The following is a 22,604-nucleotide window of genomic DNA, read 5'->3' on the forward strand; positions in this document are numbered from 1 at the left end:
GGTCCCGGGGTCATGCGGAGCGAAGCGGCACCACGTTGGCGGTGCGCGCGGGCGAGTAATTGAGCAGGCCGGAGATCTCGTCGGCCGTGACGCGCACGCGCTGCACCATCTCGTCGATGCGGCTTTCCTCGATGTGGCTGGCGGTGACGGTGGCGCCCAGGGCGGCAACGATGTGGCCGCTGTGGTCGCGCACCGGCGCGGCGATGCTGGAGATGTTCGATTCGAAGAAGCCCTCTCCCAGCACGTAGCCGCGCTGGCGGTCGGCCTGCACCATGTCGAAGAGCTCGTTCACGGTCTTGGGCGTGCTCGGCGAGAAGGTCTCGAGCTTTTCCTCGGGGTAGAGGGCGCGCAGCTGCGGCAGCGTGAGGTCTTCGAGCAGGATGCGACCCAGCACCGTGGCATGGGCCGGCAGCCGCGTGCCCACGGTGACCGAGCTCGCGAAGGGCGTGGGCGGCGCCACCTTGGCGACGTAGACGATGGAGCGGCCGTCGCGCACCACCAGGTTGCAGGGCGTGCGCAGCTCGTCGCACAGGCGGTTGAGCAGCGGCGTGCCGAGCTGGGTGAGTTCCAGCGAGGCGAGGTATTCGAAGCCCAGGCGCAGCACGGCCAGGCCCAGGCGGTAGTCGCGCCCGCCCTCGGCACGCTCGAGGAAGCCCATGTTCTCCAGCGTGGTGAGCAGGCGGAAGACGGTGGAGCGCGGCAGGTCGAAGCGGCGCGCCAGCTCGGGTGCCGAGAGCGTGCGGCTTTCGCGGCTGAACTCGCACAGCACGCGCAGTCCGCGCTCCAGCGCGGGCACGTTGTAGCGGTCGGCGCCCTCTTCCATCGCTTCGTTGCCGTCGTTGTTGTTGGCCATGCCAGTGGTTCCTTCTCGGATGTCTCTGTGTGGGTTGCGGTCAGCCGGCGAGCGATTCGCGCAGCAGCTTGGCGACGGCCTGCGGTTGCTCCACATAGCCGGCGTGTCCCGCATCGTCCACCAATTCGAGCCGCACTCCGCACTTGCGCGCGACTTCCTCGCAGGCAGCCGGAGGCGTGACCACGTCGAGCGCGCCGCAGGCCACGCGCACCGGCATGGGCGGCGGCAGGTCCGACAGCAGGTCGGCGTTGCACAGCAGCTCGATCGCCTGGCGGTAGCCGCGGTCGTTCAGCTGGGCCATGTTCCAGCGCACCCACCGGCGGGCGTGGTCGGTGGCCTTGTCGGAAACCAGCCGGCCGGAGCGCTTCGCGGCCATGCCGGCGATGCCGAGTTCGTCGAGCGTGGCGAGGCGCTCGGTGCGCACCTTGGCCCGGGCTTCCGCGCGGGCCGGCGCGCCGTATCCGATGGCCGGGCTTACGAGCACGAGGCGGCGGATGCGCGAATCGCTGCGCGCAGCCGACGCGGCGGTGATGGCACCGAGCGAATGGCCGACCAGCACGCACGATTCGATGCCGAGCGCATCGAGCAAGGCGCCCAGGCGTGCCGCGTAGTCGGCGGCGGCGGGCGAATGGACCTCGAGCGGCGTCGAAGAGCCGTAGCCCGGCGCGTCCCACGCGATCACGCGGGCCTGCGGTGCGAGCAACGCGGCGGTGTCGATCCACGACGCGGCGCCCGAGCCGATGCCGTGCAGGCACACGACGGCCGGGCCCTGCCCGCACTCGCGCACCGACACCACGGCGCCGCCACCGACCGCGACATCGCGGGCCGGAAAGTCGGCGTCGAGCCGTGCCAGCTCGGAGGCCGGCAGGGTCAGTGCATCGGATGCGGCGTCGATCATGGCCTGCCCGTTCAGCGCTTGATCTTGGCCAGGGGGTGATCGGCCGGATAGGTCGGCGTCACCGGCTTCTTCGCGCCGAGCATCACGCACATCAGCGCGTCCTCGTCGCCGATGTTGATCTCTTCGCGGTACACGCCGGGCGGCACCGAGATCAGGTCGCGGTCGGTCATGATGGTCTCGAAGCGCTCGCCGTCCTTCTCGATCACCACCTTGAGCTTGCCGCGGATCAGGAAGAACACTTCCTCCACGTCGGTGTGCAGGTGCGGCGGGCCTTCGTGGCCGGCGGGGATCACCATGGTCGAGAAGGTGAAGTGCTCGGCGGGCACGGTGTTGACGTCCTTCGCGACGCCGGTGCCGCCGGTGCCCACGTAGCGCATCTGCGCGCGGCGGAACTTGGGGTCGAAGTCGGCCTGGAACTTCAGCGCGTCCCAGTCGTACTTGCGGGTTTCGTAGCGCGCGATGCGGGTGTTCATCCACTCCGCGAGGCTGCTGCCTTCGGGCTGCGCCAGGCTGCTGGCGGCGGTTTCGTTGATCTTCTGCTGTTCGGACAGATCGCTCATCGGGTTCACTCCTTGGTCGGAAAAATCGGGGCGTGCTTTCAGTGCATCGCGAAGCCGCCGTTGACGGCCAGCAGCTGGCCCGTCACGAAGCGCGCGAGGCCGGAAAGCAGGAAGACGGTGGCGCCGCACACGTCGGCGGCCTGCTGCTCGCGCGGGATGGCGCGGCCTTCGAGGTATTTCTGGTGGCGCGCCATCGGCACGTATTCGGTGGCTTCCACAAGCGTGAGGCCGGGCGCCACGGCGTTGACGGTGATGTTGTCGCCGCCCCATTCGCGCGCCAGCGAGCGCGTCATGGAAATGACGGCGCCCTTGCTCGACGCATAGGCCAGCAGGTTGGGCGCACCCCACAGGGCGGTGTCGGAGGCGAGGTTGACGATCGAGCCTCGGCCGCTCTCGGCCAGCGCGGCGCGGCAGGCGCGGCCCATGAGCCAGCTGCCGCGCACGTTGACGTTCATCACGCGGTCCCACATGTCGATCTCGAGCTGGTGCGCATCCTTGCCGCCCGAGTTGGTGATGGCCGCGTTGTTGACGAGCCCGTCGAGGCCGCCGAGCAGGCGGATCGCCTCGTCGGCGCAGGCCACGATCGAATCTGGATTCGACAGGTCGACCGGCAGCGCGTGGGCAGTGCGGCCGGCGTCACGCAGGGCCTTCGCCTCGGTCTCGGCCAGCTCGCCGAGGATGTCGGCCAGCACCACGCTCGCGCCTGCGGCGGCGATGCACTGCGCGAAGGCGAGGCCCAGGCCGCGCGCGCCGCCGGTCACGAGTGCGCGGCGGCCGGCCAGCAGGTTGCCGGGCAGTTCGGCCAGCAGCGCCTGCAGGCTGGACGGGTCGGCGATGGCTTTGAGTTCGGTCATGAGAGTGAGGTGCGTGGATCGGTCGTGCGGGTCAGTCGGCCTGGATGCCGAGCTCCTTGATGACCTTGCCGAAGCGCGCGTAGTCGGCGGCGTTGGTCTTGCCGAGCACGTCGGCGTCGCCGCCCACGGGCGTGGTGCCGAGCACGGCCATGCGCGAGACGATCTCGGGCATCTTCAGGATCTCGTTGAAGTGGCCGTTGAGCGTCTTCACGATCTCGGGCGGAAGACCGCGTGGACCCCAGAGGCCGTTCCAGGCGGTCACCTCGACGTCCTTGTAGCCCTGCTCGGCCAGCGTCGGCACGTTGGGCGCGAGCGGCGAGCGCTGGGCCGAGGCCACGGCCAGCGGGCGCAGCTTGCCGTTGGTGAGGTACGGCGCCACGGGGCCCAGCGTGATGAAGGTGACGGGCACATGGCCGCCCAGCACGTCGTTGATGGCCGGCGCCACGCCCTTGTAGGGCACGTGCGCAAGCGTGGTGCCCGAGGCGCGGGCGAACATCTCGCCCAGGATGTGCATCGGCGAGCCGCTGCCCGGGCTCGCGTAGCTCAGCGACTTGCCGCCCTTGCCGGCCGCCACGGCGTCCTTCAGCCCGGCGAAACCGCTGTTGCCGCCGGCCACCAGGAACAGCGGCTGGCTGCCCGTCTGCACGATGGGCGTGAAGCCGTTCAGCACGTCGTAGCCCGAGCCGTTGGTCTTCAGCACCAGCTGCGCGATCGAGAAGGTGCTGGGCGCGAGCAGCAGCGTGTAGCCGTCGGGCGTGGCTTTCGACACGTAGGCGCTGCCGATGATGCCGCTGGCGCCGGGACGGTTGTCGACCACCACGGGCTGGCCGACGCGCGTCGACAGCTTCTCGGCGAAGAGCCGTGCCAGCGCGTCGGTGTCGCCACCGGCCGGATAGGCAACGACCAGCGTGATCGGCTTGGCCGGGTAGCTGTCGGCTGCCCAGGCGAGTCCGGAGGCGCAAGCGGCGGCCATGGAAATGGCAGCGGCGATGGCATGGCGGCGTGTCTGTTTCATCGTGTCCGTCTGATCGAGGTTTGTTTCACTAAAGAAACAACGATTTATTAATGGAACGCCACGAAGAATATCGAAGAAGACAACTTCATGACTAAGGGAAAACCCGAATCCTTGTGTCACAACGAAAACAGGGCGGCCTTTTCGGGGCCGCCCTGTGTTGGCGTCGAGGGGCAGGGGCAGGGGCGAAGCGTCAGCCGCCGTAGCGCGCCACGGTGAGGCCTTCCATGTCGATCGCGGGCGCCCTGCCCCCGATCAGGTCGGCCATCACGCGACCGGTGCCCGCCGCCATGGTCCAGCCGAGGGTGCCGTGGCCGGTGCTCAGCAACAGGTTGGGAATGCGGGTGGCGCCGATCACCGGCGTGCCGTCGGGTGTCATGGGCCGCAGTCCGGTCCAGAAAGAGGCGTCGCGCACGTTGCCGCCTCGCGGGAAGAGATCGGTCACGACGTGTTCGAGCGTGTCGCGCCGGCGCTCGTTGAGCCGCAGGTCGAAGCCCGAGAGCTGCGCCGTGCCGCCCACGCGAATGCGGTCGCCCAGGCGCGTGACCGCGACCTTGAAGGTCTCGTCCATCACCGTCGATTCGGGCGCCCCGCCGGCATCTGTGATCGGCACGGTGATCGAGAAGCCCTTGACCGGGTACACCGGCAGCCGGATGCCCAGCGGCCTGACCAGCGCCGGCGAGTAGCTGCCGAGCGCGACCACGTAGCGCTCCGCGGTGAAGCTGCCGGCGTCGGTGCGCACGGCCGTCACGCCCTTGGCCGCATCGTGCTCGAGAGCCTGGATGTTCACGCCGAACCGGAACTTCACGCCCTCGGCTTCAGCCAGCTTCGCCAGCGCCTGCGTGAACTTGAAGCAGTCGCCGGTCTCGTCGCCCGGCAACCGCAAGCCGCCGACGAACTTTTCCTTCACCGCCGCGAGCGCGGGCTCGTACTGCACGCAACCTTCGCGGTCGAGCAGCTGGTAGGGCACGCCGGAGGCCTGGAGCACTTCGACGTCCTTCGAGGTGCCGTCGAGTTGCTGCTGCGTGCGAAAGAGCTGCAGCGTGCCCTGCATGCGCTCGTCGTAGGCGATGCCGGTGTCGGCGCGCAGCGCCTTCAGGCAATCACGGCTGTATTCGGCAAGCCGCACCATGCGGCTCTTGTTGATCTCGTAGCGCGCCTGCGTGCAGTTGCGCAGCATCGCGAGACCCCAGCGCCACATGGCCGGATCGAGCATGGGCTTGATGACCAGCGGGCTGTGCTGCATCAGCATCCACTTGATGGCCTTGACCGGCACGCCGGGCCCGGCCCATGGCGCCGAGTAGCCGGGAGAAACCTCGCCGGCGTTGGCGAAGCTGGTTTCGAGCGCGGGCGCCGGCTGGCGCTCCAGCACCGTCACCTCGTGCCCGGCGCGTGCCAGGTAGTACGCGATCGAGGTGCCGATGACGCCGCTGCCGAGAATCAGGACCTGCATGAGAACAACCCCTTGAAAGCTGCCGTGACGCAGCCGAGGGTACAGGGCCGGACGCTACAGGCCCAGCGCGTCCTGCAATTGCCGTGCCGTCCAGCGCTTCGGCTGTTGCGGCCAGGCCTCGAGCAGCGCGACCATGCGCGCATTGCGCGGTGCGCTCAGGCCGTGCTCCTGCGCGAGGCGTACCACCTCGCCGCTGAGCGCGTCGATCTCGGTGCGGCGGCCGAGCGCAAGGTCGTCGGCCATGCTGGAGCGAGCCTTGGCGTCGATGCGCAGCATGCGCGCGGCGACGATGCGGAAGATCCAGTCGGGCAGCCGCAGCAGGCTCACCAGCCGATGCGCGGGCACAGCCGCCACCTGCGCCGGCGCGATGCCGGCCACGTTGAGGATGCCCAGCGCCTCGTCGATCAGCGACGCGAAGCAGCGGCGGTAGCCGCGCTGCATCAGCTCTTCGCGCAGGGGCAGGCCCGAAAGCGCGTTGACGGGGTTGTTGAGGTTGAGCATCAGCTTGCCCCACTGCACCGGCAGCAGGTCGGCATGCAGGTCGAGCGGCACGCCGGCACGCTCGAAGACGGGAAGCCAGGGGCGCAGCGCCGCGTCGTCCTCGGCGGCCAGCCGGCCGGGAGTGCCGCGATGGAAGGCGCCCGGGCCGATCTCGGCCACGTTGTAGGGCACCATGCCCGCCAGCACGTTGAGCGAAGGGCCGGCCTGGGCGGCGGCGGCGCAGTTGGAGATGCCGTTCTGCAACGAGATCACCGCGGTACCTGCCGGCAGCGCGAAGGCCAGCTCGCCCGCCGCCTCGGCGGTGGCGCCGCTCTTCACGCACAGCAGCACCAGCGAGGGCCTGGCGCCGACGGGAACCTGTCCGCTGAGCCGCAGCCTGTCGGCAGGAAGGCTGCGCGTGGCGCCGTCGATGTCGGTGAGCGTCAGGCCATGCTTCGCGAGCTTCTCGAGCACGCGCGGACGGCCGACGAAGGTGACGGGCACGCCAGCCGCCGCGAGGCTTCCGCCGATGAAGCAGCCGATGGTGCCCGCCCCCATCACAAGCACTTCACCGGGGATTGCTTCTGGCATGAGTGAAGTGCTTGTTCCGGGTGTGTGCCTGCCTGTCAGGCGCGGTCCGCGACCCAGGCCTGGACCGACTGCAGCGCGGCCGGGAGGCCCGCCGCATTGGTGCCGCCGGCCATAGCCATGTCGGCCTTGCCGCCGCCCTTGCCGCCGACCTGCTGGGCCACGAAGTTGACCAGCTCGCCGGCCTTGACCTTGCCGGTGCTGTCGGCCGTGACGCCGGCAGCGATCTGCACCTTCTCGCCGTCGACGGCGGCCAGCACGATGGCGGCGGTCTTGAGCTTGTCCTTGAGCTTGTCCATGGTCTCGCGCAGCGTCTTGGCGTCTGCGCCGTCGAGCTTGGCGGCCAGCACCTTGATGCCCTTGACGTCCACGACCTGCGACACGAGCTCGTCGCCCTGCGACGAAGCGAGCTTGCCCTTGAGCGCGCCCACTTCGCGCTCGAGCGCCCTCACCTGCTCCAGCACCTGCGAGAGCCGGCCCTGCAGTTCGGCCGCCGGCGACTTGAGCGTGGCGGCCGCGCTCTGCACGGTCGATTCGAGGTCCTGCAGGTACGACAGCGCGTTGGCGCCGGTGACGGCTTCGACGCGGCGCACGCCGGCAGCCACGCCGCCTTCGCTGACGATCTTGAAGAGGCCGATGTCGCCCGTGCGGCCCACGTGGGTGCCGCCGCACAGTTCGCGGCTGGTGCCGATGTCGAGCACGCGCACGGTCTCGCCGTACTTCTCGCCGAACAGCATCATCGCGCCGGTCTTCTGGGCCGACTCCATGTCCATCACGCGGGCGTGCGTCTCGGTGTTGGCGAGGATCTCGGCGTTCACGCGCTTCTCGATCTCGAGGATCTGCTCGTGCGTGACGGGCGCGTTGTGCGCGAAGTCGAAGCGCGTCTTGTCGGCATCGACCAGCGAGCCCTTCTGCTGCACGTGGCCGCCCAATACTTCGCGCAAGGCCTTGTGCATCAGGTGGGTGACCGAGTGGTTGCGCATGGTGGCGGCGCGGCGCGCGGTGTCGACCGCGGCCTTGACCGCATCGCCGACCTTCAGCGTGCCCTGGGTCTGGGTGCCGTGGTGGCCGAACACGTCGGCCTTGATCTTCTGCGTGTCTTCCACTCCGAACTGCACGCCTTCGGCCACGAGCACGCCCTGGTCGCCGACCTGGCCGCCGCTTTCCGAATAGAAGGGCGTGGTGTCGAGCACGACGATGCCGCTCTGGCCTTCCTTGAGTTCCTGCACGGCGGCGCCTTCGAGGTACAGCGCGACGACCTTGGCGCTTTCCTCGAGGTGGTCGTAGCCGGTGAAGGTGTTGCCCGCGCCGGCGTATTCGACGTTGCGGTCCATCTTGAACTTGCCGGCTGCACGGCCCGCGGCCTTCTGCTTTTCCATGGCGGCGTTGAAGCCGGCCTCGTCGACGCTCACGCCGCGCTCGCGGCAAACGTCGGCCGACAGGTCGAGCGGGAAGCCGTAGGTGTCGTGCAGCTTGAAGGCCACGTCGCCCGGCAGCACCTTGGCGTCGCCAGCCAGGGCCGCGTCGAGGATTTCCATGCCGTTGGCCAGCGTCTCGAAGAAGCGCTCTTCCTCTGCCTTCAGCGTGTCGGTGATGCGCTTCTCGTCGGCCACGAGCTTGGGGTAGGCCTCGCCCATGAGCTTCACGAGATCGGGCACCAGCTTGTGGAAGAAGGGCTTCTTCTGGCCGAGCTTGTAGCCGTGGCGGATGGCGCGGCGGATGATGCGGCGCTGCACGTAGCCGCGGCCTTCGTTCGACGGGATCACGCCGTCGGCCACCAGGAACGAGGTGGCGCGGATGTGGTCGGCGATCACCTTGAGCGAGTTGTTCGACAGGTCCTGCGTGCCCGTCTCGCGGCCGGCGGCCTTGATGAGCGCGTCGAAGATGTCGATCTCGTAATTGCTGTGCACGTGCTGCAGGATGGCAGCGAGGCGCTCCAGGCCCATGCCGGTGTCGACGCAGGGCGCGGGCAGCTTGACCACGCTGCCGTCGGGCTGCATGTCGAACTGCATGAACACGTGGTTCCAGATCTCGATGAAGCGGTCGCCGTCTTCCTCGGGGCTGCCCGGGGGGCCGCCGGGGATGTGCGGGCCGTGGTCGTAGAAGATCTCGGAGCACGGGCCGCACGGGCCGGTGTCGGCCATCATCCAGAAGTTGTCGGACTTGTACTTGCCGCCCTTGTTGTCGCCGATGCGGATCACGCGCTCGGGAGGCAGGCCGATTTCCTTGGTCCAGATGTCGTAGGCCTCGTCGTCCTCGTGGTAGACGGTGGCCAGCAGCTTCTCGGCCGGCAGCTTGTAGACCTCGGTCAGCAGCTCCCAGCCCCACTTCAGCGATTCGCGCTTGAAGTAGTCGCCGAAGCTCCAGTTGCCCAGCATCTCGAAGAAGGTGTGGTGGCGGGCGGTATAGCCCACGTTCTCCAGGTCGTTGTGCTTGCCGCCGGCGCGCAGGCAGGCCTGGACGGAGGCCGCGCGCTTGTAGGGACGCTTGTCGGTGCCGAGGAACACGTCCTTGAACTGCACCATGCCCGAATTGGTGAACATCAGCGTCGGGTCGTTGCCCGGCACGAGCGGGCTCGACGCCACTGCCGTGTGGCCCTTGGAAGCGAAGAAATCGATAAAGGTCTTGCGGATGTCCGCGACCGTGAATGTGGGCTGGCTCATCTTTGGATTCGTCTTCTGCCGTCGAGGGCGGCGCGGCGATGGCGACCCTCATGTCGAACCCACTGCGGCGAACCGGCCTAACTGCTTGATTTGCTTGAACAAACGATTATAGGTTTGGCCATGCCGCCCGCGCCGGCCGGGGCCTCCCGGAAGACGACACGATCCGGACTCCACGGCTAATATGTGTCCTGGCGCAAAAAACGAGAACCAAACACGGTCTGCGCCATCCGTACTTGTACGGACAAAAAGATCAAGGAGTTCGCATGGCAAGCCAAGATGCCGAACGGCACTGGACGATCGAAGACCTGGATTTCTCGCGCATCGCGCTCGACAAGGTTCGCCCCGACGAGAACCTCTTCTACCTGGTGACCTCGGCCTCCTTCATCGAGAGCGGCTCGGACCTCTACACGCACAACCTGGTGAACTTCTTCCAGGGCGACGACGAGGTCACGGAATGGCTCTCGCAGCACTGGGAACTCGAAGAACTCCAGCACGGCAGGGCCCTGCGCGCCTACGTTCGCCACGTATGGCCGGAGTTCGACTGGGATACCGCCTACCAGAACTTCCTCGAGGAATACGCGACCTACTGCAAGGTCGAGCTGCTCGCCCCGACCCGCGGCCTCGAAATGACTGCCCGCTGCGTCGTCGAGACCGGCACCGCAACCTACTACCGCGCCATGGCCCGCAGCACCAACGAGCCGGTGCTTCAAGACCTGGCGACCCGCATCGCGACCGACGAGGTCAACCACTACAAGCACTTCTACCGCTACTACCGGCGCTACCGCGAGCAGGAGAAGCTGGGTCGCCTGCGCGTGATGGGCACCATCGGCCGGCGCACGCTCGAGCTCAAGAGCGAGGACGCCGACTGCGCGATCCGCCACGTGGTGCAGACCCGCTCGCCCGATCGCGCCAGCGACACGGCCTACGTGCAGCAACTGAGCGCCGACATGAACAGCACCATCCGGACCAACCTGAGCGCCGGCACCACGCTCAAGATGCTGATGCGCCCCCTCGAGTTGCCGGCGAAGGTGCAGACGGTGATCCAGTACCCGATCAGGCAGTTCATGCAGCACGTGTTCCTGCGCTGACCATCGCCCTCCCCGTGCACGCGTCGCCTTGGTGGGCACGGAGGCAGCAACGCGACAAACCGGAACGCTGATTCCATTTCGCACAACAGGTGCTTGGCTAATATTTGCGGTTACACATTCTTTCTAAACAGAGAGACAAGGCCTGAGACCTTCGGACAAGCGCCTTCGCGCTCCTGGCAAGTCGGCTCGCAGCCTTGTTGCATGCGCGTCCGATGTTCGATCACAAAGCCAATCGCGAGCAGCTCTACACCGTCCGACTGGAGGGCGCCAGCCTTTCGATACGGGACCTGATGGAGGTGCGCTTCACCTTCCTGCGGCTGCTCGAGGAGCGCATCGGCACTTCATCGAGGCTGGTGAAATGCCATCGGGCGTGGATGAACCAGCTCGAATCCGGCATCGAATCGATGAGCGACACGCAGATCGCCAACGCCAGGCTCTGGCGCGAAGCCTGGGAGCACGCGAGCGGGATCGCGACTCCGCTCCTGAGCCAGCCGCACAGCACCACCTTCCGGTTCGAGCTCTTCTGAACTCTTCCAACGAAGAGCGCCTGGAGCGACGCAAAAAAAACCCAGCACAAGGCTGGGTTGAACCTCTTGAGTGCTGTCACGCACAGAGAACTCGCAATTCAAAGCGAGCCCACAAAATCTAGGGCTTCATGCGCCGCCGTCTTGTCGGACGGGACCGACACTTCGAATCGACGTAGCTTGCGGCGCTCTCGTGGCCTCTACTGCGACCCAGTAAAACTGCCAAATAGTTCACGTTTTAATAGGTGTCCTACGGCGACTACCTGTTTCCGGCTGACACCGGCTTCCCAGGCGACCACCGACCATAGCGACGCTGTCACGCAACAGGGCCGCATAAAAGAAGAGCTCTCCGTCAGTGATTGGAGCCTGCCCACCAGGGCAACTCGAAACCCGCTTCGGCGGGTATTTTTTTGCCGGGTCGCAACGCGGCCCGGACTGGCGCCCTGGCCGGCCGCCTTCAGCTTGCCGAAGTCAGGCCCGGCTTGCGGCTTCCGTCCAGCGAATACAGCTGGGGCCGGTCGTCCGCGGTGCCTTCCGCCACAACCCCGTGCGCCGCCGCGCCCTGCGGCTGGCGATAGAGCTCGTTCTCAAGACGCCTGACGCGTTCGGCGTACATGCGGGCAAGCGCGCTGTGATGCTCTGCCGCGGCCTGATGCTCGATGCGCGCCATCTGAGCCTCTTCAAGGAGGGCCGCCGCGCGCCGGAGGTACGCGGTGTGATTCGGGCGAAACAGGAAGTCGAACGTCATTTCAGGCTCCTTGCCGCAACGAGCTGCGGTGCAAGCCATGTTCCTCCGCGAGCGCCGCCAAGTCTGTCGGAACACGCCTACCCTCGGGCTACCCTTTTTCCTATTGACCCGCCCTTACCACAAAGCCGTGACAGGTTTTCCCGTTCCGATGGGGACAATGCTGTGGAAAACCGTGTGCGCATCGCTCGGAAGCCTTGCCTGGCGTGGCCTGCAACGCAATGCCCGCGAAAGAGGCAGCGCTGAAAATTTTTTCTTCTCTTGAAGAAATCGATGTTGCGGCGCTACCCCAGGTCCGAGCGCTTGCAGTCGAAGACGATGCCCGGCTCGATGCCGCGCAGCACCGGCACCTTGCCCACGAAGGCCACCCCGGCACTGATCAGGCGCCACTCGCCGCTCTTGAACAGCTTGAAGAGGCTCGTGACCTCGCTGCCCGCCGCGGGAACGGCATTGAACACGTAGACGGGCTCGCCGCCCTGGGTCTCGTCCATGCTCAGCAGCTCGGCCCTCATCTTGCCCATGGTGTCTGCGTCCTTCGTCCTGTGGCGGACGACGTCCATGTTGACGGTGCGAGCGTGTTCGTCGATGGCGATACGGCGGATCCAGGGAGCGCCCCCTGCATTGCCCGGGGCCGGAACGCAGGAGATCGTTCCGGCGACGGCGGGCCCGGCTGCCGCGGAAGCAAGGAAGACGGGAAGGATGAGTCGGATGAACTTGGCTTTCATGCTCGGCACGGTTTGGAGTCGGTCGGCTTGCGCGGCGATGCAGGTACTACCGGAGATCCGGTGAAAACGCTGCAGTTTCGCCGAAGCCCGCACCTTGCCGCCGCCTCATTCTGACGGCATGCCGGCTCGGAAGTAGCATGCCGCCATGTGGAAGCCCGCTCAACCCATCATCGTCGCCGGGGCAGCCCTGACGGATCAGGAAGCCTGGTGGTACGAGTTCAAGGATGCGTTCCACGAACTGTTCGCCGGCGAGATCGACGAAGAGTGGCTCGACGGCCTGACTGCGACGCTCTACCAAGTCCACATGGACCACGACCCGCGCGATGCGGCCGCGGTGGCGTACGCAACGCTCACCTATGAAGTGCCTGGCAACGAGCCCGAAGAGCCCTTCACGCCTCCGCCGCGACGCCCAGGACTGCCTTGAGCCGCATCATCTGCCGGCTCTGCCCTCTTTCCATTGGCGACCGCATCGTCATCGCATCGATGCCATTTCGCTGTCAGAACCATCCATCGAGCCGCTATTGGCGAACCAGCGAAAAATGTGGGAGCGATAGTCGCTGGTTGTCCTCATGTACAAGAACCCGGAAGCCGCAACGCCCAGATCGTTGACCGGGATTCCGGCATCCCGGAGAGCGGTCAGCTCCGCGTCGGACGGAATGTCGAACGGCAGCTTCAAAGTCACCGTAGCTTTGCGATGAGTGGCCTTGGCCATGGATGTTCCTCTGGACAATCTGAAGCGCCAGTAAATCCCCGAGGCCCGCTGCGCGCAATCCTGCTTTTGTGGGAGGCCACCAGGCCAGGGAGCACATCCGAAGGGGTATCACTTCCGGCCGTGGAGCGGATGCCCGAACCCGAAAATCCTGCCCGCGGGCTTTCTCTTGACGCGAACCGCCACGCCTGTCCTACATGCCCGAGCGAATTTCGGAAGGGTGTTTTAGCCACTCGTCAGCAAGAATCTGCCGATCACTCACACCCGCGGGCAACACGATGACTATCAGGGAAATTGGCGCACGGCACGGACTCGCGCTCGAAAGAGGAAGCCGCGTGCTGTGCGAGGGAAGACCCGGCACCATAGTCGGGGCAAGCGGTCCGTTGCTTCGGGTGAAGTTCGATGGGAAGCAGATCAGCAGCCGCTGCGATCCGCTCGACGTGCAGTTGCTCCACGCGAGCATTCCGGACGTCTCGAACGTTGTCGGCCAAGGCTCTGCGGCTTCGCTGTAGTCGTTCTCGGACGAGCCCCTTCGGCTCGCGTCGACGCACGATGCCGCATCAAGCCCTGGACATCCTCCGAGCAGGGACACGTGGGGTTGCGCCCAACGATCACTTCCCATACGACCTACGCCTCCGCCGATGGACTACCTCGCCGAACTACGACTCCAAGGCTTCCACCAGGCGGACGACCAACCGGATCCTGAGGGTCGCGTGCAGTTCGACAGCGACCTGTACCGCGGAACACCGGACGAGGTCACGATCCAGGTGTATGCCGTCGATCAGCAGGCTCTTCAACGAGAGGTCATTCCGACACTGGAAGCAGTGCTGCCGCAGATCGACGAGATGGTCGCTGGGCTCGGTGAGATCGATGCCGATCTCGCGCAGATCATCCTGTTTCGAGGGCGACTCGGCCTGCACTTCTGGTCTCGTCGCATCAACAACGAGTTCACGGCTGTCTACGCGCGCAGTGATGATCGCTGGGTCTTTCAAGGGTTCGGGGAGATCTTTGTCGATGACCAGGTGCGGGTCGACCTCTTGCCCAAGTGCCCAATTCGTTGAATGCCTCTGCCTAGACTCGCAATCTGCCATTCTCAAAAAACGTCTCTATTGAGCCGTGTCAGCTCGATGGTGACGCGCGAATAGCCCAGTGGGTAGCTCCCAGAAGTCTGGCTAAGCCATCTACAACGCCATTCTGGCCAATCGAGATCCAGCGCACTTCGCGCCTGCTACAATTACGCCGCGCTCAGAACTCCTGAGCAGTGCCTGGCCAGGCAAGCTGAATCTCATGCCAGCGCGTCGAAGTCACTACGACGAGAAAAACAATATTGACTTCATGCAAAAGAATTTGCCGTAGCGTGGACCGCGTAAGAGTTCACGACCACATTCCCAAAGCCGCCCTCGAGGCGGCTTTTTCGTGGGCGCTGGCCGCGACCACCCTCTACCAACAGATGACCGAGACGCTCTCCATCCACTGAAGAGAGAACAACTACACCTACCCACAAAATTTCGTGCTGTCGCCAGCCCTGCGCGCAGACTACGTGCACTGACCAGGGCTCATGACCATCCCGGACGCTCGCGTGGCTCCCTCGAATTCAGGAGGTCGCCTCCTTCATTTTGGGGAGGCTGACTTTTCCACTCCGCAATAGGCTGGCACGCCACAAACATGGAGACGAGGATATGAATACCACACGAATCCTTCTTGCCACTGCGCTCCTTGCCGGGGCAGCGCAAGCCCTCGCGGATGAAGCTGATCGAGCCTGCGGCAGCTATCGGGATCGCTTTTTTTACTACAAGGAGAACTGCCCCAGGGAGCGCACCCGCGAGGACCAAGTGGACTGTCACAACAATCGCCTGATCCCCGCACAAGAACGGCACGCCGCCTGTATTCGTGACTACAACTATCGCAAGCAAGGCATTCGCAACGAGCCACAGAGGCAGCGCCCTGAGCGCTACTGAGCGGCTACGGATGCCCTGCCTGGTAGCGTTGCGTGACAGCGAGTCCACTTCGACGCGCTTCGTCGGCTCCGCGATGGTTGCTGTGCTGGCGCCTGACTGCAGCGTGATCTGGATGTTCTTGATCACCGTGAAAGGCTTGGCGTACGGAATCAGCGTGCCGCCCACGGCGGCAGCCAGGTCGTCGATCTGCCCCTCGATGTCCGGGGCATCCACGGCCACGACGAGTTGCTGCAGCGCCCCGCGCGTAGCACCGGCGCCAAGGGTCACGCAAGACTGGTAGATGACCGTTGGGTCTTCCAGGGGTTTGGCGAGATCTTTGCCGAGGACTAGCGATCTGCCGACGAATCGCCGCTGCTTCGTTCGTCCCGCAGCGCGAACCGGTCGCGCACCCGTGTGGCAACATCCGTCGGCCGGGCACAAGCAAGACGAACCGGCGCCTCGATAGCAATCAGACGAGTACTTGAAAATGGCGCGTACCGAAGAACTTCTGACCCAGAACCGCGACGCTGTACTCGGCGAACTTTCCTGGAGAACTTCCGAATGGGTGGGCAACATCGAATTCGGTCCGCACCGGGTTCGCCTGCTCATCGACCTAGATGAGGAAGATCATTCCCGCGAACGCCAGATCGAATCAATCGCCTACGCTAAGGCGCTGCTACCTAGAGTGCTGAAGAACGAAGCACAACTCAGGCGGCAGGCCGCGGAAGAGATAGCGGAAGCTGCGGGATCCGAGGCGAGCGAAAAAGAGCGCAGCCGGTATGCGAGCGAGGCCGGGTCCGCCGCAGCAGCGATGGAGCCGCAGGTACTTTGCATCGGCTTTCCTGACGGGGGACATCTTGAGTGCCGCGATGCGACTCAGGCCTTCTACGGTGCCTCGATCGTCGTGATCCGATTCGATGATGAGGGCAACTACGAGGAGGTCGAGGTCGATTCTGAATGATGGTGTAGGCGATCATCGTTTGCGTCACCTACACAGCGACAAGTTCACGGCCGACACGATGCCTTGGCCGCGCAGCCTCAAGCACACTGCCGAACCTCTGCCCATCGCTGGTCAGCAGAGCACATATGCAGCTGACTCTTGGTCAGGACTCCCAGTGAGGTTGCTCGGGGGTCATCTGGAGCCGAGCGGGAGGGATCGACGCCTCGTACTCGGCAAACCAATGCTCGCATCCGGGGCCAGCCAATCCAATTGGGCCAACACATAGAAGTTCGCCGTTGACTCGATCGACGAATATAGGGACGTTGCCGACCAGCGCGTTCCCTTCGATCGTGCGGTCGGCCAAGAACTCCTTGCTGTTCCAACAGAACAGCCAGCCATATGGCTTCGCTATCGTGAAATCACTGTCGAGCGCCGAGTTGCCCTCAGTGACGATATCGACCCATGCTTCCGCGATCCTTCGCGCCTTTGAAAAAGTTAACAAATCAAGCTCCCTATCGCGCGATGCGCGCTGTCAACAACTGGTATGTTGCCACGTGAGGCACGAGAACACGGATTGGCCGGACGCTTGCGTATCTCGGTGGCGTTTTGAGCGACTGCTCGGTTTCGCGGGGCGATACGAGAGCTTGATATGACCACCCCCTACGGGCATGGTTGACCCGTGCTCAGCAAGTGCCGCGGTGCATCGCTCACCAGTGACGAGTAGACGAGAATGCTGTCGCAGTGCGTAGGGTGGCCAAGGGAGAACGTGTTGACTATTCATTCATGCGAGATGTACCGTAAGCCGTCAATAAACCACGCCCTTGCGCGTGGTGCCGGAAGCGACGTGCGCAGCGCGGTCTAAAGTGCGTCGAGCTCGATGTTCCAGGGCAGCAGCGCCTCGTAGTCGTCGACCGTCTGCGCCAGCGGCAGTTTCTTGAACAAGGCGACGAGGTAGCGGTAGGGCTCGACGTTGTTGGCCTTGGCCGTTTCGATCAGCGAGTAGAGATTGGCGCTCGCATTGGCGCCGCCGACGGTGTCGGCGAACAACCATGCCTTCCTTCCAACAACGAAGGGGCGGATCGCGTTCTCCACCGGGTTGGAGTCCAGCGGCCAGGTGCCGTTGTCCAGGAACCGCACGAGCTTGGGCCACTGCCCGTGCAGGTAGTGCAGCGCTTCGCCCAGCAGGCTCGATGGTGCAACGGCGTGCAGGTGCGTGAGCAGCAGCCGTTCGATCTCGCGCACAACGGCGGCGCTGTAGCGCGAGCGCAGCCGCAGCCGGCGCGCGGGCGTCCAGTCCTTGGCCAAGGTCTCCGCACGATACAGCTTGGCAATCAGCCGCACGAGCCGGGTCGCGATCTGATCAGGCGAGCGCGCCGCCTTCGGGATAGCGTCCTCGGCCTTGATCAGCGGTCGACGTGCATGAACCCAGCATCCCAGATGCGTAAGACCGCCGGCCTTCGCGATGCCGTTGTAGACCTCGTAGCCATCGCTCATGAGCGTGGTCCCGGGGCGGATGCCGGCATACAGCTTCTCGGCATGCACGGCGCCGCGCCCCGGCGCGTAGGCGAACAGCCGCACTGGTGGACCGGTGCCGTTCATCTGCGCCCACATAAAACTCTTCGTCTGGGCCTTGCGTCCCGGCTCCTTGAGCACCTGGACCGTGGTCTCATCGCCGTAGATCAGGTCCGAGTCGAGCAGGTGGTCGCGCAGCAGGTTGATGACCGGCTGCACAGCCTGGCCGACGCGCACGATGCCCGAAGCCAGCGTGTTGCTCGCGATGTCGCCCCCGAAGCGGCGTAGCAATACGGCCGTGCGATACAGCGGCATGCCGAACTGGTACTTGCCGGTGATGACCCAGGCCTGCGCCTGCTCGGTGAGCAGCCCGCGCGGGATGATGCGCGCCGGCGTCGGTGCAACCTTCAGGCTCTGATCGCAGCAGGGACAGGCGTACTTGATGCGGTGGTGCTGCAGCACGCGCACCTGCTCGGGTATGACGTCCATCTGTTCGCTGATCTCGGCGCCGATCTCCACCAGCGCGTGCCCGTCATGTGCGCACACACGCTCGGCCTCGGGCAGCTCGTGGCGCACGATCTCGCGCGGCAGCGCGGGGTCCAGTGGCTTGCGTCCACGCTTCTTGCGCTGATGCCCAGCGACCGGTGTCGACTCCTCTTCGTCGATGTCTTCGACCTCGGCCTGCGGCGTCTGATCGGTGGGGGCGAGTGCCTCGGCCTCGTTGAGGAACAGGTCCTTCTGGTCCGTGCCGCGGGCTTCGCTCTTGGCCGCGAACAGCTGACGCTGCAGCGCCTTCAGCCGCTCCAGCGCGAGGTCGCGCTCGGTAGTCGCCACTCGAAGCGCGCCGGCCAACGCATCGCGCTCAGCAATGAGCGCGGCGAGTTCTTCAGCGGTGATGGTGGCAGGCGACGACACGCCCGATTGGATCGGCATGCCTCATCATCGTTCCTTCAGGCCACGCTGGTGTAGCGCCGATGATGGTGGCGTCGCACCACCGCGATGTCGATGCCTTCCAGCAACCAGTGCAGCTGCTCGGGCGTCAGCGTGGGAACCGCCTCGGCCGAGGGCCAGATGAATCTGTCCTTCTCCAGGCGTTTGAGCAACAGCCAGAAGCCGTTGCGCTCCCAACCCAGGATCTTCACTCGGTCGCGTCGGCGATTGCTGAATACATATGCGCAGGAGGCGAACGGGTCCAAGCCCAGCGCCTGCTCCACCAACACGGCCAGGCCGTTGATGTTCAGCCGGAAGTCCACGGGCTCGCGGTGCAGGTAGACCTTCAGCCCTTCGTCGAAGCGGAACATGGCAGTCGGCTCAGCATCTGCACGAGCGTGGGCAATTCCTTCAAAGTCGTCTCACCGAGATCGAGCTGCACGCCGTTGGGCAGTCGCACCTGCAATCCGACCATCGGGGGCGGTGCTGCCAAGGGGCCTTCATCCGAGATCACCGCCACCGCCGTAGCTGGTGTGTGGGCGACCGCGGGAACCGTCACCGCACACTCGCGCTGAGGCACTCGTTCACTCGGATCTTGTTCGCCCTCTACGTGTACGGCAACGAATGGCGCATCCTGCGCTCGCGCGATGTCGCCCGCTGATACCTGAGCGCTTCGTCGCTGGTAGGCCGTGATCCACGTTCTCAGCAAGTTCGTGTTGACACCGTGCTCCATCGCCATGCGTGCCACCGAAACTCCTTGCTTCAGGCAGGCAACGATCAACTCCTTCTTGGCGGCCTCGTCGTAGACGCTGCGACCGTCACTCTTGCGCCCCACAACCAGCCGGCCTCTCAACTCTGCGTACTGCTCTGTCATGTCTACATGTCCATGTTGCTCTACATGGGCACGTAGCCTCACAGCTCATCGTTCACTGAACAAGGGCGTGATTAATTGACCGCGTACGATGTACCCGCCCGATGAGGCATGGGATGCGATTTACGATGCAATCGAGGAAGGACGCCAACCGCCCTGGCCAGTAACGCATCTTCATCTCGAATCCCAAGACACCACTTTGCCAGGATGGCTCGCGCTGTTGGAATTGATCGAAGATGCGGCACACGATCGCAGGGAAACGCTCTCTCCCAAAGAGATTCTTGGCACTGAGCTCTGGGGCCAGGTCATCACATTGCCCCCATCGATCGCCAAGCTGAAGCACGTCAAGAAGCTCAATTTGTATCGCAGCAACCTGCTTCGTATCCCGCCTGAGATCGGAGAGATGGAGAGTCTGGAACAGTTCATCCCTTACACCTCGTATGGGTTGCACTGGTTCCCATACGAGATAACGCGGTGCCCCCACCTGAAATCAAGCACGGTTAGTACGCGAGCGCTCTATGGAAACTACAAGTACCGGCCAACATTCCCTAAGCTAGACCCCGTGGTCGAAGCCCTGATTCCAATTCGATGCAGCGTTTGCAACGGTCTTCTTGAGAGTCGAAGCGCAGTTCATCAGCGATGGCTGTCGCTCAACGTTGCCACCGACGTTCTTCCGCTGTTGGTCAATGCGTGTTCCATTGAGTGCATAGAGCGGCTTCCCGCCCCGACGCAGGGCTACGTACCATTTCCCCACAAGGGCGGCACTTCGGTCGCTCAACCACAAGCAGACTAGGCACCATCCGTCGGCTTCTGCAGTCAAGTCGTGATGACCGTGCACCGACCAGGGAGCTATCCGTTCGGGAGGTAGCAGAACTCGAAACAGTGCTCTCGGAGGTTCAGAAAATCTGGGATCTCCCGCTCAGAGCACAGATTTCGCAGCTGCTCGATGCTCTCTCGCAACCTTCCACGACGAGATGCTCGCCTGCCTTGAGCGGTTTGGCAGCGCGGATGTCGAAGAACATGGCCCTATACTCCCGGCTGCCGTCGCTCCCAGGCATGCGGACGACGGGTGGTTTCGGGTGTAGTTTCTATCAAGAAAACTACGCCAAGGTGCCAAGTGGACAGGGGCGTGGCCGGGCGAGTTTGGGAACACGGTCGAATTCAAAAAAGCCTTCTTTCCTCTGTAGAATCAGGCACTTAGGTCGACAACTCGTTTGAAATCAACGGGTTGCGAAATGCGGGTGTAGTTCAATGGTAGAACGGCAGCTTCCCAAGCTTCATACGAGGGTTCGATTCCCTTCACCCGCTCCAATTCACTGGCAGTGAAGCCCTCAGCCCTGGACAGGGAAGACAAGGCTCACCAAGCGTCGGATGTCTCCGCTGGCGAACTCGCCTAACCCACCAACATCGACACCACAACTGCAATCAGCAGCCCGACGTAAACCCTCGCATGCACGCGATCGGGAATCCGCCCGATGAACGGCGACGCCACCCGGATCCCCGCGTACGAGCCGACGACCAGGGCAAGAAACGCACGCAGATCCACGTAGCCCACGTACCCGCTACCCAACGACGCCGTCCCTCCCCAGGAAAGCACCGCATAGGTCGCAGTCCCCACCAGCGCGACGGGCAGCGACAGCGGGCTGGCCATCGCCGTCGCACCGGTCATGCTCACCCCTCTGCGACGAAGCAGGGGAACCGTCATCACGCTGCCGCCCACACCTAGCAAGGCAGCGATCCAGCCGATCACGATCCCGGTCAGCGCCGTCTGCGCCCGGGCGGACTGAGCCTCCTGCGTCGGCTGCGACAGAAAGCCGGGTCGAAGCCAGCAGTCCACGACGGTCAGGCTGACATACGCGATGAAAGCCCAGCGCAACCAACTGCCCTGCACCGCCGCCGCGGTAGCCGCGCCGAGCGCGCTGCCAATGGCGATGGAGACAACCAGCGGCTTGATGACCGCCCAGTCCAGCGAGCCCGCGCGCTGGTGCTTCGCCGTCGCCATGGCCGACCCGAAGATCATCACGCACGTCGATGTCGCGACCGCGATCTGCATCGCGTGGGATCCAACTGGCGATCCTGTTGCGCGCATGTGCGTCAGCGCCTGGTAGAGCAAAGGGACCACGACAAAGCCACCGCCGAAGCCGAAGAGCACCGTGGTCACGCCCGCGAGCACGCCGCAGGCGGCGAGCCATATATAGAGTTCCATCGAAATCCGTCCTTCAAGAGCGGCAAGGTTATGGCTCCTCGTCTTGTCCTGCATTCGGAATCTGGACAAGAATGTTCGCATTTCAGCCAACAGAGGAATGCCGATGAGAAACGTGCCGCTGGACAGCGTCGACGCCACTGAACGCGATGTGCTGGCCATCGGCACCGACTACGCGCGTGGCACGTTGCTGGAGATGCACCAGCATCGGCGGGCGCAGTTCCTCTACGGCGCAACGGGCCTCATGGAGGTAGGCATCGACGACGGCGCATGGGTCGTGCCGCCTCATTGCGGAGTCTGGATACCGGCGAGCAAGCCGCATCGCGTGCGCATGGTTGGCGTCAGCACGCGCAGCCTCTACATCGAGCCGCGCGCTGCACCACGCGGTGGGCCGCGTTGCGAAGTACTGCTCGTCTCTCCCCTGCTCCGCCAGTTGCTGCTGGAGGCAACGGACGTACAGATGCTCTACGACGTGCGAGGCAGGGATGGGTTGGTCATGCGCCTCGCGCTCGCGGAGATCGCGCGTGCCGCCACGCTCCCGATCTTCGCGCCCCTTCCCAGCGACAGCACGCTTCATGCCTTGTGCGTGGAGTTCCTCTACGCACCCAACATCCGCGCAACCGCTGGCGATTGGGCGGCGACTCTGCACCGGAGCGAACGCACGTTCACACGGTTCTTCCGCGCCCAGACGGGCATGGCCTTCGGCGAATGGCGCCAGCACGCCTGCCTGATATCGGCGCTTTCCAGGCTGGCCGAAGGGCAGGCAGTCACCGCCGTGGCGCTCGACCTCGGCTATGACAGTCCCGGTGCGTTCTCGACGATGTTCCGACGCCGCCTGGGCTTCAGTCCGTCCGATGTTGCACGTTCAGCGCATGGTTAGTTGCTTCGACGCCTGACCGATCGGAGCAGAGCCATCTGGCAAGACGGCCGCGGTCGCGCAGAAGCGATTCGCAAGGCCGACTGAATCGACGTGCACTCAGGCGCGCGATGATCAGGACGGATGAACCGCGCGGCAAGCAGCATCGGCCTACAACATGCGTCCGGGCTCGCCGACCCAGC

The 22,604-nt window shown here is 64.8% G+C and carries 25 protein-coding genes and 1 tRNA gene; 9 read left to right on the plus strand and 17 right to left on the minus strand.

Annotated elements, in window-relative coordinates:
• Nucleotides 1-10 precede the first annotated feature (10 nt).
• The 8 genes from ABL840_RS24215 to alaS form a co-directional block, all read right to left on the minus strand.
• A complete protein-coding gene (locus ABL840_RS24215) occupies nt 11-853 on the minus strand; it encodes an IclR family transcriptional regulator (RefSeq protein WP_093200611.1) in 843 nt (280 codons plus the stop codon).
• Nucleotides 854-893: 40 nt separating this feature from the next.
• Entirely contained in the window at nt 894-1,751 is an 858-nt protein-coding gene (locus ABL840_RS24220) for an alpha/beta fold hydrolase (protein WP_093307436.1), read from the minus strand.
• A gap of 11 nt (nt 1,752-1,762) precedes the next feature.
• The gene (locus ABL840_RS24225; protein ID WP_093200616.1) at nt 1,763-2,311 is read right to left on the minus strand and encodes a cupin domain-containing protein; all 549 of its coding nucleotides are present in this window, start codon (nt 2,309-2,311) and stop codon (nt 1,763-1,765) included.
• Between the two features lie 38 nt (nt 2,312-2,349).
• On the minus strand, nt 2,350-3,165 hold the full coding sequence (locus ABL840_RS24230; protein WP_093307437.1) for an SDR family oxidoreductase: 816 nt from the start codon (nt 3,163-3,165) through the stop codon (nt 2,350-2,352).
• Nucleotides 3,166-3,196: 31 nt separating this feature from the next.
• Nucleotides 3,197-4,180, minus strand: coding sequence for a Bug family tripartite tricarboxylate transporter substrate binding protein (locus ABL840_RS24235; protein ID WP_093307438.1), 984 nt, complete (start codon nt 4,178-4,180; stop codon nt 3,197-3,199).
• Between the two features lie 190 nt (nt 4,181-4,370).
• Nucleotides 4,371-5,630, minus strand: a complete 1,260-nt coding sequence (locus ABL840_RS24240) for a D-amino acid dehydrogenase (RefSeq protein WP_093307439.1) — start codon at nt 5,628-5,630, stop codon at nt 4,371-4,373.
• 54 nt (nt 5,631-5,684) lie between these two features.
• Nucleotides 5,685-6,701 (minus strand): 2-dehydropantoate 2-reductase, encoded by a 1,017-nt coding sequence (locus ABL840_RS24245; RefSeq protein WP_093307440.1) that lies wholly within the window; start codon nt 6,699-6,701, stop codon nt 5,685-5,687.
• 35 nt (nt 6,702-6,736) lie between these two features.
• Nucleotides 6,737-9,361: an alanine--tRNA ligase gene (gene alaS / locus ABL840_RS24250; RefSeq protein ID WP_093307441.1), complete on the minus strand. Its 2,625-nt coding sequence runs from the start codon at nt 9,359-9,361 to the stop codon at nt 6,737-6,739.
• Nucleotides 9,362-9,624: 263 nt separating this feature from the next.
• Here alaS and ABL840_RS24255 point away from each other — a divergent pair, with 263 nt between their 5' ends.
• Together ABL840_RS24255 and ABL840_RS24260 are read left to right on the plus strand one after the other, a co-directional pair.
• Nucleotides 9,625-10,449 (plus strand): ferritin-like domain-containing protein, encoded by an 825-nt coding sequence (locus ABL840_RS24255; RefSeq protein ID WP_093307442.1) that lies wholly within the window; start codon nt 9,625-9,627, stop codon nt 10,447-10,449.
• Nucleotides 10,450-10,661: 212 nt separating this feature from the next.
• On the plus strand, nt 10,662-10,976 hold the full coding sequence (locus ABL840_RS24260; protein ID WP_093200636.1) for a hypothetical protein: 315 nt from the start codon (nt 10,662-10,664) through the stop codon (nt 10,974-10,976).
• A 454-nt stretch (nt 10,977-11,430) separates the two neighbouring features.
• On the opposite strand, the gene ABL840_RS24265 is transcribed toward ABL840_RS24260, so the two are convergent.
• Together ABL840_RS24265 and ABL840_RS24270 are read right to left on the minus strand one after the other, a co-directional pair.
• Nucleotides 11,431-11,721: a hypothetical protein gene (locus ABL840_RS24265; RefSeq protein WP_093200639.1), complete on the minus strand. Its 291-nt coding sequence runs from the start codon at nt 11,719-11,721 to the stop codon at nt 11,431-11,433.
• A 281-nt stretch (nt 11,722-12,002) separates the two neighbouring features.
• Entirely contained in the window at nt 12,003-12,443 is a 441-nt protein-coding gene (locus tag ABL840_RS24270; protein WP_093307443.1) for a hypothetical protein, read from the minus strand.
• Nucleotides 12,444-12,588: 145 nt separating this feature from the next.
• Between ABL840_RS24270 and ABL840_RS24275 the strand changes: the two genes are divergently transcribed.
• Entirely contained in the window at nt 12,589-12,867 is a 279-nt protein-coding gene (locus ABL840_RS24275; RefSeq protein ID WP_093307444.1) for a hypothetical protein, read from the plus strand.
• 48 nt (nt 12,868-12,915) lie between these two features.
• Here ABL840_RS24275 and ABL840_RS24280 read toward each other — a convergent pair whose 3' ends face one another.
• Nucleotides 12,916-13,155 (minus strand): hypothetical protein, encoded by a 240-nt coding sequence (locus ABL840_RS24280; RefSeq protein WP_093307445.1) that lies wholly within the window; start codon nt 13,153-13,155, stop codon nt 12,916-12,918.
• Nucleotides 13,156-13,430: 275 nt separating this feature from the next.
• Between ABL840_RS24280 and ABL840_RS24285 the strand changes: the two genes are divergently transcribed.
• Nucleotides 13,431-13,664 carry a hypothetical protein gene (locus tag ABL840_RS24285; RefSeq protein ID WP_143043024.1) on the plus strand — a complete coding sequence of 78 codons (234 nt, stop codon included), beginning with the start codon at nt 13,431-13,433 and terminating at the stop codon, nt 13,662-13,664.
• A 129-nt stretch (nt 13,665-13,793) separates the two neighbouring features.
• Complete coding sequence (locus ABL840_RS24290) at nt 13,794-14,213, plus strand: hypothetical protein (protein ID WP_093307446.1); 420 nt, start codon at nt 13,794-13,796, stop codon at nt 14,211-14,213.
• A gap of 495 nt (nt 14,214-14,708) precedes the next feature.
• Here the strand turns inward: ABL840_RS24290 and ABL840_RS24295 are convergent, their stop codons facing one another.
• Nucleotides 14,709-15,377, minus strand: a complete 669-nt coding sequence (locus tag ABL840_RS24295; protein ID WP_093307447.1) for a hypothetical protein — start codon at nt 15,375-15,377, stop codon at nt 14,709-14,711.
• Nucleotides 15,378-15,576: 199 nt separating this feature from the next.
• Between ABL840_RS24295 and ABL840_RS24300 the strand changes: the two genes are divergently transcribed.
• Nucleotides 15,577-16,050, plus strand: coding sequence for a hypothetical protein (locus tag ABL840_RS24300; RefSeq protein WP_093307448.1), 474 nt, complete (start codon nt 15,577-15,579; stop codon nt 16,048-16,050).
• A 142-nt stretch (nt 16,051-16,192) separates the two neighbouring features.
• Here ABL840_RS24300 and ABL840_RS24305 read toward each other — a convergent pair whose 3' ends face one another.
• The 4 genes from ABL840_RS24305 to ABL840_RS24320 form a co-directional block, all read right to left on the minus strand.
• Complete coding sequence (locus ABL840_RS24305) at nt 16,193-16,531, minus strand: YrhB domain-containing protein (protein ID WP_093307449.1); 339 nt, start codon at nt 16,529-16,531, stop codon at nt 16,193-16,195.
• 356 nt (nt 16,532-16,887) lie between these two features.
• Nucleotides 16,888-18,474, minus strand: coding sequence for an IS66 family transposase (gene tnpC / locus ABL840_RS24310; protein WP_093308107.1), 1,587 nt, complete (start codon nt 18,472-18,474; stop codon nt 16,888-16,890).
• A gap of 17 nt (nt 18,475-18,491) precedes the next feature.
• On the minus strand, nt 18,492-18,842 hold the full coding sequence (gene tnpB, locus ABL840_RS24315; RefSeq protein ID WP_093308108.1) for an IS66 family insertion sequence element accessory protein TnpB: 351 nt from the start codon (nt 18,840-18,842) through the stop codon (nt 18,492-18,494).
• Nucleotides 18,818-19,345, minus strand: coding sequence for a transposase (locus ABL840_RS24320; protein ID WP_418115934.1), 528 nt, complete (start codon nt 19,343-19,345; stop codon nt 18,818-18,820). Before ABL840_RS24320 ends, tnpB begins: the two co-directional genes overlap by 25 nt.
• Before the next feature lie 88 nt (nt 19,346-19,433).
• Here ABL840_RS24320 and ABL840_RS24325 point away from each other — a divergent pair, with 88 nt between their 5' ends.
• Entirely contained in the window at nt 19,434-20,135 is a 702-nt protein-coding gene (locus ABL840_RS24325; protein WP_418115994.1) for a hypothetical protein, read from the plus strand.
• Nucleotides 20,136-20,579: 444 nt separating this feature from the next.
• A tRNA-Gly gene (locus ABL840_RS24330) sits at nt 20,580-20,653 on the plus strand.
• 82 nt (nt 20,654-20,735) lie between these two features.
• Here ABL840_RS24330 and ABL840_RS24335 read toward each other — a convergent pair.
• Nucleotides 20,736-21,548 carry a sulfite exporter TauE/SafE family protein gene (locus tag ABL840_RS24335; RefSeq protein WP_093306751.1) on the minus strand — a complete coding sequence of 271 codons (813 nt, stop codon included), beginning with the start codon at nt 21,546-21,548 and terminating at the stop codon, nt 20,736-20,738.
• A gap of 103 nt (nt 21,549-21,651) precedes the next feature.
• On the opposite strand from ABL840_RS24335, the gene ABL840_RS24340 reads away from it, so the two are divergent.
• A complete protein-coding gene (locus ABL840_RS24340) occupies nt 21,652-22,425 on the plus strand; it encodes an AraC family transcriptional regulator (protein ID WP_093306752.1) in 774 nt (257 codons plus the stop codon).
• Nucleotides 22,426-22,604: the final 179 nt, after the last annotated feature.

Source organism: Variovorax sp. NFACC27 (genome assembly GCF_048301545.1).
Taxonomy (GTDB): Bacteria; Pseudomonadota; Gammaproteobacteria; order Burkholderiales; family Burkholderiaceae_C; genus Variovorax; species Variovorax gossypii.

Excerpts from the sequence above, each read along its gene's own strand:
- ABL840_RS24255 (WP_093307442.1), top strand. The coding sequence starts at position 9,625 with ATGGCAAGCCAAGATGCCGAACGGCACTGGACGATCGAAGACCTGGAT.
- ABL840_RS24285 (WP_143043024.1), top strand. The coding sequence starts at position 13,431 with ATGACTATCAGGGAAATTGGCGCACGGCACGGACTCGCGCTCGAAAGA.
- ABL840_RS24215 (WP_093200611.1), bottom strand. The coding sequence starts at position 853 with ATGGCCAACAACAACGACGGCAACGAAGCGATGGAAGAGGGCGCCGAC.
- ABL840_RS24280 (WP_093307445.1), bottom strand. The coding sequence starts at position 13,155 with ATGGCCAAGGCCACTCATCGCAAAGCTACGGTGACTTTGAAGCTGCCG.
- ABL840_RS24260 (WP_093200636.1), top strand. The coding sequence starts at position 10,662 with ATGTTCGATCACAAAGCCAATCGCGAGCAGCTCTACACCGTCCGACTG.
- ABL840_RS24275 (WP_093307444.1), top strand. The coding sequence starts at position 12,589 with ATGTGGAAGCCCGCTCAACCCATCATCGTCGCCGGGGCAGCCCTGACG.
- ABL840_RS24265 (WP_093200639.1), bottom strand. The coding sequence starts at position 11,721 with ATGACGTTCGACTTCCTGTTTCGCCCGAATCACACCGCGTACCTCCGG.
- alaS (WP_093307441.1), bottom strand. The coding sequence starts at position 9,361 with ATGAGCCAGCCCACATTCACGGTCGCGGACATCCGCAAGACCTTTATC.
- ABL840_RS24300 (WP_093307448.1), top strand. The coding sequence starts at position 15,577 with ATGGCGCGTACCGAAGAACTTCTGACCCAGAACCGCGACGCTGTACTC.
- ABL840_RS24230 (WP_093307437.1), bottom strand. The coding sequence starts at position 3,165 with ATGACCGAACTCAAAGCCATCGCCGACCCGTCCAGCCTGCAGGCGCTG.
- ABL840_RS24225 (WP_093200616.1), bottom strand. The coding sequence starts at position 2,311 with ATGAGCGATCTGTCCGAACAGCAGAAGATCAACGAAACCGCCGCCAGC.
- ABL840_RS24245 (WP_093307440.1), bottom strand. The coding sequence starts at position 6,701 with ATGCCAGAAGCAATCCCCGGTGAAGTGCTTGTGATGGGGGCGGGCACC.
- ABL840_RS24340 (WP_093306752.1), top strand. The coding sequence starts at position 21,652 with ATGAGAAACGTGCCGCTGGACAGCGTCGACGCCACTGAACGCGATGTG.
- ABL840_RS24325 (WP_418115994.1), top strand. The coding sequence starts at position 19,434 with ATGTACCCGCCCGATGAGGCATGGGATGCGATTTACGATGCAATCGAG.
- ABL840_RS24290 (WP_093307446.1), top strand. The coding sequence starts at position 13,794 with ATGGACTACCTCGCCGAACTACGACTCCAAGGCTTCCACCAGGCGGAC.
- ABL840_RS24335 (WP_093306751.1), bottom strand. The coding sequence starts at position 21,548 with ATGGAACTCTATATATGGCTCGCCGCCTGCGGCGTGCTCGCGGGCGTG.
- tnpB (WP_093308108.1), bottom strand. The coding sequence starts at position 18,842 with ATGTTCCGCTTCGACGAAGGGCTGAAGGTCTACCTGCACCGCGAGCCC.
- ABL840_RS24320 (WP_418115934.1), bottom strand. The coding sequence starts at position 19,345 with ATGACAGAGCAGTACGCAGAGTTGAGAGGCCGGCTGGTTGTGGGGCGC.
- ABL840_RS24270 (WP_093307443.1), bottom strand. The coding sequence starts at position 12,443 with ATGAAAGCCAAGTTCATCCGACTCATCCTTCCCGTCTTCCTTGCTTCC.
- ABL840_RS24240 (WP_093307439.1), bottom strand. The coding sequence starts at position 5,630 with ATGCAGGTCCTGATTCTCGGCAGCGGCGTCATCGGCACCTCGATCGCG.
- ABL840_RS24235 (WP_093307438.1), bottom strand. The coding sequence starts at position 4,180 with ATGAAACAGACACGCCGCCATGCCATCGCCGCTGCCATTTCCATGGCC.
- tnpC (WP_093308107.1), bottom strand. The coding sequence starts at position 18,474 with ATGCCGATCCAATCGGGCGTGTCGTCGCCTGCCACCATCACCGCTGAA.
- ABL840_RS24220 (WP_093307436.1), bottom strand. The coding sequence starts at position 1,751 with ATGATCGACGCCGCATCCGATGCACTGACCCTGCCGGCCTCCGAGCTG.